The sequence below is a fragment of the Larkinella sp. VNQ87 genome (assembly GCF_049445795.1).
In the GTDB taxonomy this organism is placed as follows: Bacteria; Bacteroidota; Bacteroidia; order Cytophagales; family Spirosomataceae; genus Larkinella.
This window is the reverse complement of record NZ_JBMSDT010000001.1, coordinates 55,973-73,433: the sequence shown is the minus strand read 5'-3', so window position 1 is coordinate 73,433 and position 17,461 is coordinate 55,973. Positions and strand designations below refer to the sequence as shown.

The window sequence follows — 17,461 nt, the reverse complement described above, 5'->3', positions numbered from 1 at the left end:
AGGGTAAAGATCAAAAATCCACCCGGTAATAAAAAACCGGCAGGAAACCCAACTGGTATTCGCGCTTGATGAACGAGCCATCGGGCTGGGGGGCGTAACTGAGCGTCAGGATGTTTTCGATGCCGAGGAGGTTGACCAGGTCGACGGCGATGGTATGCGTCAGGCTCTTGCGGTTGATTTTGTAATCGACTTTCAGGTCAAACCGGCGGTAATCCGGAAACTGGAGCGTGTTGCGTCCGGCGCTCTGGTAAATGATTTCCTGAGCCGCCTGCGACCGCGCTTCATCGACCGGCCCGTACCAGCGCCCACCGACCGCCGTGAATTTAGCCCCGACGTTCAGGCTGGTTTTACGGAAGGTAAATTCCTTGGCAAACAGGGCGTTGAAAGCGTATTTGCCGTTGAAGTCCGTATTTCGCAAAACGCCGTCGGAGCCTTTGTATTTGGCATCGAACAGCGAACCAGTCACCAGAAAATAGTAACCGTCGCTGAAGAATTTCTCCAGCGTCAATTCGGCTCCGTAATTCCGTCCGGTTCCGGTATTGACCAGCTTGCCCGGAAACACCCGCGAAAAACCGGAACCGGTGTTCAGGATCGAGAACGAACTGCGTTGCTCCTCGACCGGCACGCTGAACAACCGCTGGTAATATGCTTCCAGTTTCAGCCGCAGATTCCGGCCCAGTAGCCGGTCGTAGGCCGTCACGTAATGCCAGCTTTTGGTCAGACCGACCTCCTGGTTTAACAACTTGCTCAGCGATTGTGGGTTGCGTAGGTCTTCGCCGTAAAAATAGGTGTACGTGGGTTGAATCTGGCTATGCAGCCCGGCGGCTACACTGAGTTTTTGCCGATTGCCCAAATCCCAGGCCAGCCCGGCGCGGGGTTCAACGGGTGAAAAACTGTTTTTGTTCAGCGAGAAATACAGGCTGGTCAGCCCCGCGCTCAGGGTCAGTCGTTCGGAGAGGTTCACTCGCCATTGCACGTAGGGCTGGAGCAACAGGGCAGTCCGGCGCGAATCCCAACGGTATTGCCAGGGGCCCAACTGAGCCGGAGAGCCGGTTTGGAGCATTACCACCCGGGCGCTGTCGAGGAAATGGAACGCGTAAAGGTCGGTGTTCACACCGGCTTTCAGCGTGCTGCGTGGGCTAAACTTGTGGTTGAACGAAGCCGCCAGCGAGGGCTTGGTTTCCGAAAACCGGTAATCCAGAATGGGTGCTTTGCTGAGAATTTTGTAGCGATTGTTCTCCACGACGGGAAGCCCATTGGCGTCATACTGAAAGAAAAGATAATTGTGGTTGGCATCCTGGGCATTGGCTGAAACCGCCAGCGTCGCTTTCAGGAACGTCCGTGGGTTGAGCGGTTTTTCGTAGGTCAATCCGGCCACGGCCATGCGCGAGGTGTAGTACTGGTCGCGGTCGTTCTGCCCAAAAATATTCCGGTCCGACACTTCCTGCTGGCTAATCAGCAGGTCAATGGTGCTGGTGCCGCCGAAGCCCCAGAGCGCGATGCGGGCGTTGTTTTTGAGCGGGAAATTGAGCCGAAACGACGCATCCTGGTAGGTCGGGATGGCCTGGGTGCCGATGTCGATCCCGGCTTTTTTAAACAGCCAGAGGTTGGCGTAGCGGTAGGTCACGAAATACGACGAGCCGGTTTGGCGGGAAAGCGGCCCTTCGAGGGCTGCCTCGGTGCCCAGAAAACCAAACTGAACCATGCGCTGGTGCTTCTCATTGTTGCCGTTACGAAGCCGCAAATCAAATACTCCGGCAATCCCATTGCCATATTCGGCCGGAAAAGCGCCCGTAAAAAAGTCGGAGTTCGCCAGCATTTTGTTGCTGATGATGCTGACCGGGCCGCCCGTCGTTCCGGCGATGGCGAAGTGGTTGGGGTTCGGAATGCTGACGCCCTCGACGCGCCACAGCACTCCGCTTGGCGAGTTGCCCCGGATCACGATGTCGTTGCGGGAGTCATCGGCCCCCTGAACCCCGGCGAAGTTCGACGCCATCCGGGCGGGTTCGCCCCGGCTTCCGGCGTAGCGTTCGGCTTCGTCGACGGTAAACTGCCGGGCCGACACAACCGCCATTTCATTCCGAGCGTCGCCGGTACGCTGGGCTTTGACGGTCACACCGGTCAGTTCGGTGATAGCTTCTTCCAGTTCGACATCCAGAACCGTTTCGCGCCCGGCATCGATGACGATGTTGTTCAGCAGGGCCTCTTTGTACCCAATTCGGGAAATCCGAATCGTTCGCCGACCCACCGGCACGTTCGGGATGCGATACCGGCCCAGCGAATCGGTCGTAGTTCCTAAAACCGATGAACCGGCAGTTTCCAGAAGCTGCACGCTGACGTCGTTGAGGGGGTATTTGGATTCTTTATCCAGGACACGTCCCCGGACGGTTTGGGTAAAAACCGCCTGAGCATGAGAGACAGAAAGTAAAACCGTATAAAAAAGCAGACTGTAAACGTATTTCATCCGGTAAAGGTATGGAGTAGCGTGGTTTTGGGCACAACTTACCTGTCCGTTCAGACGGATGCAAACCGATTTAGTAACCGGTGCCGATGCGCACCCGAATTCATCTAAAATAAAAAGAAAAGGCGGACTTTTCGATCCGCCTGAGGTTGTTTAGAGAAGTCGTTTAACCAATTGTTCGACCGAGATGCCTTCCGCTTCGGCCTTGAAGTTTCGGACGATCCGGTGCCGCAGAATCGGAAGTGCGACCGCCCGAACGTCTTCAATGTCGGGCGAGTATTTGCCATTGAGCAGCGCGTTGCATTTGGCCGCCAGAATCAGCGACTGAGAGGCCCGTGGTCCGGCACCCCATTCGAGGTATGTATTCGTATCCGGCGCGGCCAATTCAGTATTGGGCCGGGTTTTATGCACCAGCGAAACCGCGTACTCGACCACATTATCGACGACCGGCACCCGACGAACCAGATGCTGGAACGCCGTGATCTCGTCGCCCGAAATCACTTTCTGCACTTGATAGCGCTGGTCGGAGGTCGTTGATTTAACAATGTCCAGTTCGGATTTGTACGACGGATAGTCCAGAAAGACATTGAACATAAACCGGTCCAACTGGGCTTCCGGCAGCGGATAGGTTCCTTCTTGTTCGATGGGGTTCTGCGTAGCCAGTACGAAGAAAGGGCGGTCGAGCGGGTACTTCTGACCGGCAATCGTCACGGCGTACTCCTGCATGGCTTCCAGCAGCGCCGACTGCGTCTTGGGCGGGGTCCGGTTGATCTCATCGGCCAGGATGATGTTGGCAAAAACCGGTCCTTTGATGAACTTGAACCGCCGTTCCTGATCGAGTGTTTCGGAACCCAGAATGTCCGACGGCATCAGGTCCGGCGTAAACTGAATCCGGTTGAAACTCAGGTCGAGAGCCCCCGCAATGGTCTGGATGAGCAATGTTTTTGCTAGCCCCGGAACGCCTACCAGCAAACAGTGTCCCTGGCAAAAAATGGCTGTTAGCAACAGCCGAACGGTTTCTTCCTGCCCAATGACCACCTTCGAAATCTCGCCGGTTAATTTTTTATATGCTTCATTCAGCGCTTCAGCAGCCGCCACATCAGAGTTGTACTGTACCACAGGGAGATAGGAGTTAAGAGTTAAGAAATAAGAGTTAAGAGTTAAGAATGAAGAGTTAAGAGTTGGCTCCGCCGTTTCCTGTAAAGTGGCAGAGCCAACTCATAACTCTTCATTCTTAACTCTTAACTCCCTTAAGGTCCTTCGGTTTTAACGGAGCCGAGAATTCGGCAACTTTCGTACTCGGGATCGACGTTGATGTAGACATCGCTGACGGCTTTTCGGAACCATTCGTCGATGGCTTTGTTCTTCTTGTTGACCAGAACGATGTTGGCAATTTTTTCGTAATCGTCCTTAATGCTGGCTGTATGCGGGGCGACCTTCCGTTTGTAATACAGCAGCCGAACGGCGCTTTTGCCGTCTTCAAGGCGGTAATCCATCGGTTGGCTGATGGAGCCTACTTTCATGGTGTCCAGCGTCATGTACAAGGTGTAGTCCATGTTCTGATCCAGCGGCAGGAGGGAGCTATTCGACTGCGGATCGCGGATGACCCCGCCCGCGTCGGCGGTGGCTTTGTCTTCGGAGAAGTCTTTGGCGGCTTTTTCAAACTTGATACTATCGGCCACGATCAGCGTGCGCAGGCTGTCCAGAAACCGCCGGGGTTCCGACAGGTCGAGCCGGTTGTAGTCGGGCCGGAGCAGAATGTGCCGGGCGTGGTATTCCGCCCCGCGAACCTCGATCAACTGAATCAGGTGAAGCCCGTATTCCGACTCCACAATGTCCGACATTTCGCCCGGTTTCAGCTTCAGGGCGGCTCCCTCAAATTCGGGTACCATCGCCCCCCGTTTGGCAAAACCGAGGCTCCCGCCTTTCGGGGCCGAACCCACATCTTCCGAAAATTCAGTCGCCAGTTTAGCAAAGTCTTCCCCTTTTTCGACACGCTCCCGCAGGGCCAGCAGGCGTTTCCGCAGTTCGTCGCGCTGTTCCTTGGTCACTTTCGCCAGCCGGACGATGTGGCCAATTTCGACCTCGGCCGGAATATAGGGCAAACTGTCTTTCGGGATTGCGTTGAAAAACTTCCGGACTTCGTTCGGGCTGACCTTTACTTCGTCCGTGATTTTAGTCTGCATCCGTTGGCCCAGCATCTGTTCCTTTACCTCCGAGCGGAGTTCGCTTTTCAGGGCTTCAATGCTCTTGCCGTAGGCTTCCACCAGGTTCTTCTCCGAACCGAATTGTTGCACCATGTACGACATCCGGCTGTCCATCTGGCTGTCGATAAGCTTGTCGTCGACCGTCACGGAGTCAATCTCGGCCTTGGCCAGCAGCACTTTCTGCACCACCAGGCTTTCCAGAATCTGGCAGTCGGCCGGGGCTTTCTGGTTCTGCTGCGCGTACGACTGGCGGGTTTGCTCAAGATCCGATTTCAGGACATAATAGTTGTCGACTTTCGCAATGATCTTGTTCAAACTAATGCCTTTTCCCTGCGAAAAACCGGGCGAGGTTCCCAAAGCCAGCAGCATAGCCAGCATGCAAAGGAAGAAAAGAGGTGATTTCATTAAAATCGTATTCAGGTTTGTTATCCAATATTACGGATTTCGGCAAGAATTATTGATAGAATTAACTGCCGAATCTGTTAAAACATGTTAAGAATCTGATTATTTCGCCAGCTTCCGGACTTCTTCCTCGTTCAATTGAACGGGATACTGCTGCTTCAGTCGGTCGAGCCACTGCTTTTCCAGTATCGCCTGGTAGTCGTTGATAACGGCGCCCCGAGCTTCCTCAAACGTTTTCGTCCGGGGGGCTTCCACCCGGTCGATGGTGATCAGGGCCACCTTGCCGTCACGCCGGATGGTTGTTGTACCCGGTTCCCAGTTGACGGCATCGAGGTAAGGATTGGTCCCTTTGGCAAAAATACCTTCGGTGAGCTTGACGGTCCCCGGTTCTTTCGCATTCAGAATCTTCTCTACGTCTTTTTTGGACGTCGAATACAACTGAAACGTCACGCGCCGGGCCTTGTCATTTTTGCCCGTTGTACCCGGCCGAAACTTGCCGTGGTCTTTTTCCATGATCCGGACAATGGGGATGCGGTTGGCCGTCAGGAAGTTAACCACCGTCCGAATTCGGCTGGCCGAAACCGTGTCCCGTTCGGTCGGGTCGGCCGAGCCCGCGACTTCCACAATGTAATCCGAATTCTTGATCATTAACACCAACAGATCAAACAACGTTTCCCGCTGACGGGGTGTCAGCGCCGTTTGGTTGACGCCATAAGCCAATTCTTCCACCGACCGACGAAGCGGATACGGACTTTTTGCCAGCATTTCCGATGCCTGTTGAACCGTTTCATCGTTGGACGCAACCAGCACCGAAGCTACTGCCCGCTGGTCGTAGCGGTATTTTTCCCTGTTGGCGTCATAAACCGTCCGTTGCCCCAGCGAATCGGTCAGAGACTTTTCCCAGACGTTGGTTTCCATCACCTGCGAGAGCAGCACCCCATCGCGAATGTCGTTCATCAATGACCGGAATTCCGGGTATTTTTTTTCCAACCCGGCTTCTTCCTGTTCAATCAGCTTATCGTCGACAAACCGCCGGAACAACCGCTCCATCTGCACCGTGGCCGACGACGCGGGCGCTCGGCGGGGCTGTTGCCGCCGGACGACGGTTTCCAGAAACTCGTTGGCTGTGTAGGGCTGCTTATTCACGAGCACAATCGGTTTTTTGTCAATTGCCGGGTCCAGTTTAGCTGGTAATTTCCATTTTCCGGCCAGCAAACTGCTGTCGGCCAGGGCCAGCGTTTTGACCAGCACATCGGGTGATTCGACCACGGAATAGGTTTTCCGGAGCCGTTCAACGAGGGCTTGCCGGACAATTTCGCCCCGTGTATCGGTGACTACTTTTTGCCGCAGGGTGCTCGCCATCGACTCGAACGATTCCAGGGGTTGCCGCTCGATCAGCCGGACAATGTGCCAGCCGTAATTGCTCTGGAACGGTTTCGAATAGCTGCCCGGTTTGGTCAGGCTGTAGGCCGCTTCTTCGAACGGCTGTACCATCTGCCCCACTCCAAAGACGGGTAACACCCCGCCGGAGTTGCGCGACTCGCGGTCGTCGGAAAACTCTTTCACCAGGGCGTCGAACGGTTCGCCTTTTTCTAACCGGGTATAGGCTTCATCGATGCGGGCTTTGGCGGCTTTCTGCCCTTCGTCACCGGCACCTGAACTCGCTGCGCTCGGGCTGATCCTGACCAAAATGTGTGCCACCTGCACCTTGCCCCGGCTGGGTCGTTTGTCAAGCACTTTCACCAGGTGATAACCCGAACGGGAACGAACCGGAGCCGAGATGCTGCCGACTGGTGTCGTGTAAGCGGCCGTTTCGATGGGGTACACTACCTGAAAAGCCGTCAGATAGCCCAGATGCCCGCCGTTGGTGGCGGCTGTCGGGTCTTTTGAGTATTGGCGGGCGGCTGTTGAAAAATCGGTCCCAGCCAGCAGTTGTTTCCGCACATCGAACGCGGACTGGTAAGCCGCCAGGGTGTCGGCCGGGGCGGCATCTTCCGGCACAGCGAATAAAATATGCGAAACGCTGACTTCCTCTTTCAATCGCTCGTACGCTTCGGCTGTTAATCGTTCAATGACCTCTTTATCGTTGAGGTACGACTGAGCCAATTGTTTACGGTAGGTTGCAATCTCTTCCCGAAAACCTTCCGTGGTATCCCGGCCTTCCTGTTCGGCGGCCAGCACTTTCAACTTCAGGTTTGTGAACAGATCGATGTATTCACGCAAATCGGTCCGGCGCGATGAATCTCCGCTGATCTGGTTTTTGGTAAACGACTGAAAAAACTCATCGGTCGTAAACGCCTTGGTCCCCAGCTTCAGAATGACGGGCTCAGGCGCTTTGGTCACCACCGGCGCGGAGGATTTGCAGCCCGCCAGTAAGGTGCAGAAAAGTAGAACGCCGGGTGCTTTTTGGGAGAGTCGAATGGAAGTCAAAACGGAAAACAATTGCGGTAAGTACGATAAATACGGTTTGTTGGGATTAGTGCACACGGAGCCTGGAACGTAGAACCTGGACGAAAGACAGTGCATCGTTTGTTTACATGTTCTATCTAATTTTAACGTCCTGAAGCAGGCTTTATTTTCATGCGTTTCAGGTGAATGTCGTATTCAACGGCATATTCGAACGAATCGCGCAGATGCCGCCCCGTAAACCGGGCCGGAACGTGAGTGACCGACGGCGATTTCGTTTTGCGGGAATCGGCCTGATCGTGAATCTCGACGCTGCTCTGGCCGAGGATGTCGTCTTTGTCCAGCCGGTCGGCCACCTGAACCCCCAGCCCCGCAGCCGTCAGCGCCGTAGTCACGTATTTCAGGGGCGTCAATAATTCCGTACCCAGTTCGAAAAAACCGGCCGGAACCTGCATCCAGCCGTTGATGTCGCGAATCCGCCGGATCAACTGCTGCGCCTGGGTGTAATCATCGACTTCGATCAGTACCAGAGAAGCAACAACCTTGCCGCCTTTCGGAATCATCACCTGGACCGGCGCCTGACTGGCGAACGATAAAACCGCCCCTTTCCTGATGGTTTCGACGCCCCAGGCGCTGGAAGCTACGCCCACCAGCTTATTCCGACTGTCGAAGGCCGTCAGCGACCAGGTCATCATCAGCTCGTCTTTCCGGGTGATGGTTTCTTCGAGGTTGACGGCTTTCAGGCTACCCAGCTTCATTTCGGCGGTCAGCGGTTTGGGGCTGGCGCAGGCCGAAAGGAGCAAAATCAGGACGAGATGGTACAGTTTCATACGAGTCAATCAGCGAACTTCTTCAATAATCGAGGTGCCTTCCGAACCGTCGCCGTTGGTCCACCGCCAGCGTTCGTGCAACCGAATGCGCCCATCGGGCAGTAGTTCGGGAATCGAATGGCAAACGCCCGTCCGAAATTCCCCGCCCGTGTTCAGGTGTTGGTAGACCATGTCCAGTTCGCCACCAGGCAGAATTTTCGCGATCAGGTGCCCTTTGACCACCGAGCCGCCCCGGTAGTCGGCCCAGACGACCTCGCCTTCCTGGTGATACCAGAACGTGGTTGCAGCACTCACTTCGCCGTTTTCGGTATTGGCAATGGAGCGAAAAAGTTTCTGGTTATACTGCATCAGTCGATAGCGGGTTCCTGTTGGCTTAAACAATGAAAAGTGCCCAATCCCCAGACGATTTCGGTGGCATCGATGCCGACGACTTTCCGGTCGGGGAAACAACGTTCCAGAATATCGAGGGCGGTTTGGTCCTTCGCGCACCGGAACGTGGGCACAATCACGGTGCCGTTCGAAATGTAAAAGTTGGCGTAAGAGGCCGGAAGCCGCAGGTCGTCGCTGATCACTGGGTCAGGCATCGGCAATTCCACGATGTTCAGTTGCTTGCCGTTCGGGAGCCGCATTGCCTTCAGATCCCGGTGAATCTCTTCCAGGAACGCGTAGTTTTCGTCGTTCGGATTGGTTTCCGTTGCCACCACGACGGTATCTTCGTTCACAAACCGGACCGTGTCGTCGATGTGTCCGTCGGTATCGTCGCCCACGATGCCTTCTTCGACCCACAATACCTGCTCGACACCGTAGTAATCGCACAAAAACCGCTCGATCTGCGCCTGGGTCAGGTGGGCATTGCGGTTTTGGTTCAGCAGACAGGCCCGGCTGGTCAAAACCGTCCCCCTGCCGTTGAACTCGACCGAACCGCCTTCCATGACGATGCCCGGATTGACGTACGGCAAGCCCCGGTAATGCGCAATCTCGACCGGAATCAAGTCATCGCGGTCGTAGGGTGGATACTTGCCGCCCCAGGCGTTGTAGCCCCAGTTGACGATCATCCGTTCCTTCGAAATCGGGTTGATCAGAAAGGCCGGGCCATGGTCGCGACACCAGGAATCGTTGGTGGGATGGGGGAGCAGCGTGACGTTCGACAGGTCGACTCCGGCCAGCAACAACCGCATTTTAGCCGCCTGCATGACGGTTTCGTTGTGGGCGTTGATGCAGACCTGCTCGCTCTGGCTGATGGTCCGGATAAACTCGATATAGGCCGGAAACATCAACTCCTGCCGTTCGTTTGACCAGGAGGCTTCGGTATGCGGCCAACTGAGCCAGGTCGCGACGTGCGAGTGCCATTCAGCCGGAAAATAAAAACCGTGCTGAGCGGGGATGAAAAGACTGCTCGATGTATGTTTGAGAGAATCAATAGCCATGTGTCAACAAACGCCAATTTTGTCGCAAAACTACAAAAATTGTAGGATTGATGGCTTGTCTGTATAAAAGACTGCCACTTTGAGTATAAATGAAGGAAGTATTTAAAAGCCTGATTTGAGGAAAAAATGACGGGCCAGATTGAGCTACTACCTAAAACTGACTAAAACAACTTGCTCCAGCCAAACCGAATCAGCAAGAGCAGTCCGACAAAACCAATCAGGATGTAAGCAAACGGGATGTAGGTGACGGCGTAAATCCGGGTGCGGTCGATAAACCAGAGAATGCCAATAACGGCCGCAATCAGCGTCATGAAACCGGATAGTTTGCCAAAACCGGGGATGTAGTCGAACGGCAGTTTTCGCTTGATGAGGAGGAGTGTCGCGACCATCGTGAGTACCGGCAACACCTGCGTGACGAGGTTCGTGCGCCAGATGCTTTGACGCTCGAACAGAAACAGGTAGATATTGAGCGTCAGCGCAAAAATACCGGGAACGCAGGCCAGGTACACCAGTGTGGCATACACAAACCGCCACCGCCAGATTTCCTCCGCCCGCTCGCCCGACCATAGATTGACCACGAACGCCAGCGCCGGAACCGACAGCAGCAAAACCGTCAGCAGGGCAGGGTTGGTAGATACAGCGTTGAAGAAATCCTGGAGGGTCATTTTCAAGAGGTTATTTCGCGGAGATTAGCGGAGTTGTTTAGAGTTAAGCAGAGAATTATTTCTTAAAAATCTCCGCTTAACTCTAAACAACTCCGCTAATCTCCGCGAAACAATACAAATTACAACGTCAGCAAATACCCAATTGTGAAGTTTGCATCCCAGTCGAATACGAACTGGTCGCAGTTGGTGCCGTCGGCGATGGCTTTGTAGATGTTCACCCCGGCTTTGGTCTTGGCTTCGGTGGCCTTGTACGCGGCCGGAGCGTTCAAAACCGTGTAGCGTTCCTTGCCGTTGCGGACCTGCTTCGCCAGTTCGAAGGGCACCCCGCCGATGATGAAGCAGGTTTTGCGGTTGCCCGACGGCACTTCTTCCGCTTTGGCTTTCACTTCATCGTAAACTTTCGCATCGTCGTCGCCGTTCTGGAAGTATTTGGCACCGTAGCTTTCCAGGGCCTTCGTTTGGCCGCCGTCTTTCCAGGAAATCTTCGTGTTACCGGAGCCAATGTCGACGACAAAGGCATTGCTTTCAAAGTCCTTCGGCAGCACCGACCGCAGTGCCAGCTTGCCTTCCTGTTCGGGCGTCACGGTATTGACCACGTAGTTCAGCGACTTCAGCGCTCGGATAATTTTCTGCGTATTATCGGCTTTGACGGCACCCGAGCTGACCACAAAGTGAATGTCGCGACCGGCCACGCCGAAGTTGAGCATCTGGGCAATGTACTTTTTCAGGCCTTCCCGGATGTCTTGATCGGTCGCCATGTTTTCGAGCACCAGGCTATTGCCGAACTCGGCTTTTTCCAACTTCCAGTTCTTTTTTGGATCAACGTTGATAATGAACGAGTTAAAACCGCTGGCTCCCAGTTCAACCACGCCTTTCAGCTTGCCATTTTCCGGGGCTGGGGGCGTGTAGTTGAACGTGGACCGGGAACCGCCTTCATCCGTGGCTTCGGTGTCGGAGGCTGAACTCGATGCGGTTTCTTCGGTGGACTCCGACGAGCCCGACGGCATCGTGGGCGAGTCGGCCGATTGTTCGGTTTTTTCTTTTGATGAGAGTTTTTTCAGCAGATCGACTCCGCCGATGTATTTAAAACCGAAGTAAATAGCGGCCAGAATCAGGGCCGTAATCAAAAGCCTTCCGGCGACGGTTAAGCGTTGCATATTTTTTTATTGAGTGAATGAGTGAATGAGCGATTGAGTGAATTCATTATTGAGGGAATTGTGAATGAGTGATTGAGTAGATAAATGCGCCAACGTATTGGCTTCCTGCGGAGCTATTCACTCAATCGCTCATTCACAATTCACTCAATTATTCCAACAGACTCCGGTAGCCTTCGTCTTTCGGAGGATTGACGGAGCGGTTGGCGGGGACGGGCGGGGGCGTTTGTTCGTTGAGCTGGACGAGTTTGAACTGGCCCTGGTTGTAGGCTTCGAGCAGCGCTTGCCCTTTGTCCGACAAAATACCGTTCTGGATGTCGACCGAGTTGATAAAGTCCATCGACATATCCATGGCGCGCTTCATCTCGCCGAGCTTTTTACTCATGTCATCCTGGATGTATTCCATCGACTCGTCGAAGTAAAACTTCTTATCGGGATTGCCTTTGAAGATGCTGATGGCCGTCCGCAGGGCGTTCGAGCTTTCCTTAACGATCTGATATTCGGCTTCTTTCAGTTTGACCTTGATTTCTGTTTCCTTGATGATGTAGTCGGCGCTTTTGTTGACTTTTTCCATGAATTCCAGTACGGTTTTCATGTTGCGCTGCAGCGGAAACAGTTTTTCGTTCATTTCCTGCAAACCGGCGCCTTCGATAGTGGCTAACTGGGCCGCTTCCCGCATGCCGGGTCGGTCGGCTATGCTATTGGCTTTGTTGGCTTCGGCAAACTTCTGCTTGATGGCTTCGTTGTTGTCCGAAATTTTCCGGTTCAGCTTGACAAGTTGCCCGGCCAGCGTGTCGATTTGTCCCTGCATTTTCCGCCGTTTGTCTTTCAGATCCTCGACGTAAATTTTCATGATCGCAATCGGATCAAGTTCGATGACAAACCCGGTTAGTTTCCGCATCAGGGTTTTGTACAGAAAGAAAACCGCCGTCCGGACGTCCTTGCTCGTAAACAGGAAGATGAGGAAGCCTAGCACGGCCAATAAACCGGCCAGATAGAGTGTATTTTCGGTCACCCGAATCAGAAATTCGACAATCCGGTTGAAATAGACCAGTCCCATTGCGCCTATAGCGGCCAGAAAGAACATCCCGGCGATGCCCTCGGGGCGGCTCCAGAACGAGCGCTTGTCGCCGTCGTCGGTTCGGCCACCCACTTGTGAAAAATCAGGAGTTGAAGCCATTTTTTATTGTTTGATGTTTAAGGTTAAACGTTTAACGGATTACGGTATACGGTTTTCAGTATTCAGTGTTCGATATTCAGTGTTACTTATTAACCGTTAACCGTAAAACCGCCCACTACTTAATATACTCCCCCAGCTTGAGCAAATCCCGCTTGATCTGGCCGATGAAAACCGCCAGCGTCGCTTCGTAATTGCTCTGATTCTGGGCAATCTTGCGGCTTTGCTCATCGATTTCGCCCCCAATCTGGGCCAGCCGACCGTTGTTGGCGTCGATCTTGCGCTGAAGTTCCAGAATCTGCCTGGCGAGTTGTTCGTTTTCAGTTTGCAACTGTTTCTGCTCGTTCGATAAACCGCCCACTTTCTCGTTGAGGGCCGCATCGACCGTCCGGGCAAATGCCTGTTGATCGTTGTTCAGGGCCGTCAGGTACTGGTTGGCCGAACTCACCAGAGCCGCGACGTCCGCCGAACCGCCCATCGCTTTAAAGCTCGCCCAGGCGGCCTGGTACTGCTGATCCTCGCTCAGATTCAGGTTCGACAGGTTTTTCAGTGCTTCCCAAAACTCAAAATAATCGGGGCCGGGCTGGTTGGCTTTCGACAAAACCGACGCAAAATGGTCGACAAATTTGGTATCGACCGCGCCTTCCGGGGCCGGACCCGAAGCCGGAGCAACGGGCGTAACCGGGCTGGCCGGAGCCATCGCCGAACGACTCGTATTCACCGCAGCCGGTGGTGAAACCGACTGACTTTGAGACGGTAGAGTCACCTGGGATGGGGTTGGTGCATCCTTGATAAAGAGATTCAGGAGTTTCTTTCCGAAGCCTTCCAGCCCCGAACTCGTTGATTGTTCTGCCATCGTGTTTTCGTTAAGTGCTTCACGCGTACGGATGAAAGACGGAACAATATTAGCCGGGCGCAAGATGAGAAAATAACCGTTTTAAGCCAAACGGTTCCCCTGTGGCCTGTAAGGAAAAAAAACGGGCCGAATTAGATGTAGTTACATGGATTTTATCCCTAAATCCCCTGCCCTGAAGGGATTTTGACGCAGCCTAACTCGGATTTCCAAGTCCCCTTTAGGCCGAGCCGACGCTTCGGGATTTAGGGGCAAAATCGGAAAAATCAGGCTTTTTTTCGCGCTCCGGCTGCTTTTGGCATGGTGGCCCGGCCTAGATAGATTTCGTCGCCAGTCAGGTTAATGGTTGTATAGAACTGGTATCCGTCTTCAATATACCGCAGCATGATCTGCTTTTTCTCGCCGGTTTTTCCGTAGGGCTGAGTAGCCGACACCAGAATCTGATTGCCGTTCACGATGGCCCGCACGAAAGGTAGGTTGTTCGTTTTCAATTGGTTGGCGTTGTATTTCAGCCAGGTCTTGCCGCCATCGACGGAGCATTCGGTCTGTTCGTTGAGATATTTCTCCTGCCCGTTGAACAGGTCGCCGTGGTGTTTGAACAAACGCCAGAGTCCGTGGATGTAGTGTTCGTAACAGGCGTACACCCGGTCGTTGCCGAGGCCCTGCTGATTTACATCCTGCGGGGTTGGTTGGTCGGGTTTTAGCTCGTTGGCATCGTCCCAGAACAGGACGCCGTACGCACCGGTGAACCAGTAAAAAACCGCCATGCCCTCGGCAACCGCGGGCGGAGCCGCATTCTTGGCTTTCTCGCTGTTCGGAAAATCACTGCTCTGGGTATTGAACAACCATTGCCACGCAATCCGCTTTTTTGGCGACAGCTTCATGTTAACTTCCTGTTCGCCTAGCAGAGCCGCCAGCCAGTGCCGCGAGCCGTCGTCGTTGTGAGTGATGGAATAATCAAATTCGGGGAAGAGGTAATAGGTGCCGGGCATCTGAAAATCCGCAAAATCGGCGTAAGATTTGCCCACAATGTCGTCAGGCATGCCGCGTTGCTTGGAAATGTCTGTTTGTTTGGCGGGCATCGACCACAGCCAGTCGTGGCCCGCCGTGTAATCGCGGGCACGGGAGTAGCCAAAGCTGTTATGCGGAACCGGTGCGATGGAGCCCACCAGCGTGTACGGGCTGATCCACTGCCGGATCGTTTTCATCATAAAGACATACAAATTGGCCTGTTCCTGCCGGTTCAGCGGGTTACTCAATCCCTCATTCTCAATGTCAAAATAGATCTGGCCGTAGGTTGCCAACCGTTTGTCGGGCGGGCAGTCGCCGAAATTTTCACACTCCCCGCTCAGCTCCTGCATGGCCCAGGAAATGCTGTTTTTGTACTCCTGATCGCCCCACGGACGCACGTACCAGGTACCCGGCGCGTTGTCGCCCGCTCGCGACCAGCTAATGTTAAACGGCGGATCGGCCATGTAGCCCTGGCCGATGGTCAAGGCCCGTTGCGACGGTTTCAGCCGACTCGTCCAGCCCGCCGGTTTTTGGTTCCAGGGGCTCCGGAATTCGTCGGGCGACATCCGGGATTTATCGACCGACGAAAAACCGCGTCGGAACAATTTCGACCAGTCCTGATCGACGTGCAGGTTGCGACCGGCCCCGTGAAAGGTAATGACTTTGGTGGATGGCAGCGTAAAATCGCCGACCACATCCGGATTCCAGTAGCCTTTGCGGGTGGTCGGTGTAAAGGCTTGTCGGGGGGTGGGCGTGAGGGCCGTCTGGGCGGGCAAGGCACCCTGATGGACGGCCACCACCGGCTCCGGGCCGCTCACGTAGCGGTTATACCAATAACCAGCCCCCAATGTACCGGCCACCAGGGAGATCAAAAGTAGCTTCATGCGATGAGTCATTCGTCAAGATAACGTTTCGTAATCGGCTGGTATGAGTCGATCCGCCGATCGCGGAAATACGGCCACGTGGTTCGGTATTTGTCCGTTAGGCCTAAGTCAACTTCCTGAACATGAACAATTTCCTGGTCGTGGGGGGCCAGATACAGCAGCGAACCGTGCGGATTTGCCACGAACGAACCGCCCCAGAACTGCTGGCCGTTTTCCTCACCAACCCGGTTGACCGACACCACGTGCACGCCATTGGCGATGGCGTGGCTGCGCTGAATCGTTTGCCAGGCACTGTATTGCTCCTCGTTCACTTTCGGGTCGTTTTCTTGTGTATCCCAGCCGATGGCGGTGGGATAAAACAGGATTTCGGCCCCCATCAGCGACGTAATCCGCGCTGGTTCGGGGTACCACTGATCCCAGCAAATGAGAACGCCAATTTTAGCGTATTTCGTATCGAAAACTTTGTAACCAAGGTCGCCGGGCGTAAAATAGAACTTCTCGTAATAGCCCGGATCGTCGGGAATGTGCATTTTCCGGTATTTGCCCAGATACGTTCCGTCGGCATCCAGCACGGCCGTGGTGTTGTGGTACAAACCGGCAGCCCGTTTCTCAAATAACGACGCAATGACGACGGTATTGGTTTCGCGCGCAATTTCTCCCAGCCGTTCCGTCGTCGGGCCGGGAATGGCTTCGGCCAGGCTGAAGTTATGATGATCTTCGACGTCGCAGAAATACAGCGAGCGGAATAATTCCTGCAAACAGACGATGTGTGCGCCCTGGGCGGCTGCTTCCCGAATGCCCGCGATGGCTTTTTCCAGATTGGCATCCAGATCGGCCGAACAGGCCATTTGTACCAGCCCGATGTTTACTTTTTTAGACATGTGCTAAGTGAATGTTAACGTTCCGGACCCGTTCGGCGGGTCGAGGGACCGGCTCCGCGCTTGAGTTCAGTCAGCTCGAAATCGAACGGTAATTCGTTCATGCACTTGAAATGACCCAATGGACAGCGTTCGTAGCCAATTTTAGAACACGGACGACAGCCTAAGGGTTTATTTTCCAGCAAAACATGTTCGGTTTTGTACGGATACATGCCTAATTGCGGAGTTGTGTTGCCCCAGATCGAATAGACTTTCTTTTTCAGGGCAGCCGCAATGTGCATCAAACCCGTGTCGTGGCTGAAGACCAACACCGATTGTTGCAGGAGCGAAGCCGACTGGTTCAGGTTGTATTTGCCGCAGGCATTATAAATGAGCTTATCGCCCAGCGCATGACGCACTTCTTCGCCCGCAGCAATGTCCTCTTTCCCACCCAGTAACACCACGGGATAATTGATTTTTCGGCACAATTCAACTATTCGGGGCACTGGCAGTTTTTTGGTATTGTGCTGACCTCCGATGGCGTAAGCTATAAAGCTTCGGCGGTGCGTTTTGGGTAACCACTCCGTTTCAACAATATCTTTGTACGGGATGAAGTAGTCCAGTCCTCTGCTGTCGTTAACGACGTCAAACGTTTTCGTGGTTTCAAGGTACCGATCGACGATGTGCTGATCGGGCATGGTTTTCATCTTAAACCGCACGTAGAGCCACTTTTCCCAGTTGAGTTTGTCGAAACTGTAGGAGCGAACACCCAGCCGCAGTTTAATCAGGAAAGTCCGGAGATTGTTGTGCAGGTCGATAATGTAATCGAATTTTTCAGCCCGTAGCTGACGAATAAGGTCGTTTAGTTCATCATCCAGCAAATGGACTTTGTCGATGTACGGATTCGATTCAAGGAGGGACCGGTACGCCCGTTTGGTGCAGAAATGAACTTCTGCCTCCGGCACCTGCTGTTTCAGGCAACGAATGACCGGCGTGGTCAGCACAATGTCGCCGATTGAGGAAAACCGAAGAATGAGAAACTTTGCAGGAGCGGTGTGCATATGCCGCCAAAATTACGACAAGACCGGGACATTGTGAAGGAAAACTGCCTAACTGATTTGCTGGCT

The 17,461-nt window shown here is 54.0% G+C and carries 14 protein-coding genes; all 14 read right to left on the bottom strand.

Annotation, left to right across the window (positions count from 1 at the left end; all coding sequences use genetic code 11):
• Positions 1 to 10 precede the first annotated feature (10 nt).
• Entirely contained in the window at positions 11 to 2,464 is a 2,454-nt protein-coding gene (locus ACO2Q8_RS00340; RefSeq protein ID WP_423342778.1) for a carboxypeptidase regulatory-like domain-containing protein, read from the bottom strand.
• 150 nt (positions 2,465 to 2,614) lie between these two features.
• Positions 2,615 to 3,580, bottom strand: a complete 966-nt coding sequence (locus ACO2Q8_RS00335) for an AAA family ATPase (protein WP_423342777.1) — start codon at positions 3,578 to 3,580, stop codon at positions 2,615 to 2,617.
• A gap of 131 nt (positions 3,581 to 3,711) precedes the next feature.
• Entirely contained in the window at positions 3,712 to 5,073 is a 1,362-nt protein-coding gene (locus tag ACO2Q8_RS00330; protein ID WP_423342776.1) for a foldase protein PrsA, read from the bottom strand.
• Positions 5,074 to 5,172: 99 nt separating this feature from the next.
• On the bottom strand, positions 5,173 to 7,500 hold the full coding sequence (locus tag ACO2Q8_RS00325) for a peptidylprolyl isomerase (protein WP_423342775.1): 2,328 nt from the start codon (positions 7,498 to 7,500) through the stop codon (positions 5,173 to 5,175).
• A 122-nt stretch (positions 7,501 to 7,622) separates the two neighbouring features.
• Positions 7,623 to 8,306 (bottom strand): hypothetical protein, encoded by a 684-nt coding sequence (locus ACO2Q8_RS00320; protein ID WP_423342774.1) that lies wholly within the window; start codon positions 8,304 to 8,306, stop codon positions 7,623 to 7,625.
• A 9-nt stretch (positions 8,307 to 8,315) separates the two neighbouring features.
• Positions 8,316 to 8,654, bottom strand: coding sequence for a n-acetylglutamate synthase (locus tag ACO2Q8_RS00315; protein WP_423342773.1), 339 nt, complete (start codon positions 8,652 to 8,654; stop codon positions 8,316 to 8,318).
• A complete protein-coding gene (locus ACO2Q8_RS00310) occupies positions 8,654 to 9,733 on the bottom strand; it encodes an agmatine deiminase family protein (protein ID WP_423342772.1) in 1,080 nt (359 codons plus the stop codon). Before ACO2Q8_RS00310 ends, ACO2Q8_RS00315 begins: the two co-directional genes overlap by 1 nt.
• 161 nt (positions 9,734 to 9,894) lie before the next feature.
• Positions 9,895 to 10,398: a hypothetical protein gene (locus ACO2Q8_RS00305; protein WP_423342771.1), complete on the bottom strand. Its 504-nt coding sequence runs from the start codon at positions 10,396 to 10,398 to the stop codon at positions 9,895 to 9,897.
• 119 nt (positions 10,399 to 10,517) lie between these two features.
• A complete protein-coding gene (locus tag ACO2Q8_RS00300; RefSeq protein ID WP_423342770.1) occupies positions 10,518 to 11,555 on the bottom strand; it encodes a hypothetical protein in 1,038 nt (345 codons plus the stop codon).
• Between the two features lie 148 nt (positions 11,556 to 11,703).
• Positions 11,704 to 12,732 (bottom strand): hypothetical protein, encoded by a 1,029-nt coding sequence (locus ACO2Q8_RS00295; RefSeq protein ID WP_423342769.1) that lies wholly within the window; start codon positions 12,730 to 12,732, stop codon positions 11,704 to 11,706.
• Positions 12,733 to 12,847: 115 nt separating this feature from the next.
• The gene (locus ACO2Q8_RS00290) at positions 12,848 to 13,585 is read right to left on the bottom strand and encodes a hypothetical protein (RefSeq protein WP_423342768.1); all 738 of its coding nucleotides are present in this window, start codon (positions 13,583 to 13,585) and stop codon (positions 12,848 to 12,850) included.
• Between the two features lie 263 nt (positions 13,586 to 13,848).
• Positions 13,849 to 15,477, bottom strand: coding sequence for a hypothetical protein (locus ACO2Q8_RS00285; protein ID WP_423342767.1), 1,629 nt, complete (start codon positions 15,475 to 15,477; stop codon positions 13,849 to 13,851).
• Between the two features lie 8 nt (positions 15,478 to 15,485).
• Entirely contained in the window at positions 15,486 to 16,358 is an 873-nt protein-coding gene (locus tag ACO2Q8_RS00280) for a carbon-nitrogen hydrolase (RefSeq protein WP_423342766.1), read from the bottom strand.
• Between the two features lie 14 nt (positions 16,359 to 16,372).
• Positions 16,373 to 17,395 carry a glycosyltransferase family 9 protein gene (locus ACO2Q8_RS00275; RefSeq protein WP_423342765.1) on the bottom strand — a complete coding sequence of 341 codons (1,023 nt, stop codon included), beginning with the start codon at positions 17,393 to 17,395 and terminating at the stop codon, positions 16,373 to 16,375.
• Positions 17,396 to 17,461 lie beyond the last annotated feature (66 nt).

Coding starts and splice junctions, on each gene's coding strand:
- ACO2Q8_RS00340 (WP_423342778.1), bottom strand. CDS start 2,464: ATGAAATACGTTTACAGTCTGCTTTTTTATACGGTTTTACTTTCTGTC.
- ACO2Q8_RS00330 (WP_423342776.1), bottom strand. CDS start 5,073: ATGAAATCACCTCTTTTCTTCCTTTGCATGCTGGCTATGCTGCTGGCT.
- ACO2Q8_RS00320 (WP_423342774.1), bottom strand. CDS start 8,306: ATGAAACTGTACCATCTCGTCCTGATTTTGCTCCTTTCGGCCTGCGCC.
- ACO2Q8_RS00315 (WP_423342773.1), bottom strand. CDS start 8,654: ATGCAGTATAACCAGAAACTTTTTCGCTCCATTGCCAATACCGAAAAC.
- ACO2Q8_RS00310 (WP_423342772.1), bottom strand. CDS start 9,733: ATGGCTATTGATTCTCTCAAACATACATCGAGCAGTCTTTTCATCCCC.
- ACO2Q8_RS00305 (WP_423342771.1), bottom strand. CDS start 10,398: ATGACCCTCCAGGATTTCTTCAACGCTGTATCTACCAACCCTGCCCTG.
- ACO2Q8_RS00300 (WP_423342770.1), bottom strand. CDS start 11,555: ATGCAACGCTTAACCGTCGCCGGAAGGCTTTTGATTACGGCCCTGATT.
- ACO2Q8_RS00295 (WP_423342769.1), bottom strand. CDS start 12,732: ATGGCTTCAACTCCTGATTTTTCACAAGTGGGTGGCCGAACCGACGAC.
- ACO2Q8_RS00290 (WP_423342768.1), bottom strand. CDS start 13,585: ATGGCAGAACAATCAACGAGTTCGGGGCTGGAAGGCTTCGGAAAGAAA.
- ACO2Q8_RS00285 (WP_423342767.1), bottom strand. CDS start 15,477: ATGAAGCTACTTTTGATCTCCCTGGTGGCCGGTACATTGGGGGCTGGT.
- ACO2Q8_RS00280 (WP_423342766.1), bottom strand. CDS start 16,358: ATGTCTAAAAAAGTAAACATCGGGCTGGTACAAATGGCCTGTTCGGCC.
- ACO2Q8_RS00275 (WP_423342765.1), bottom strand. CDS start 17,395: ATGCACACCGCTCCTGCAAAGTTTCTCATTCTTCGGTTTTCCTCAATC.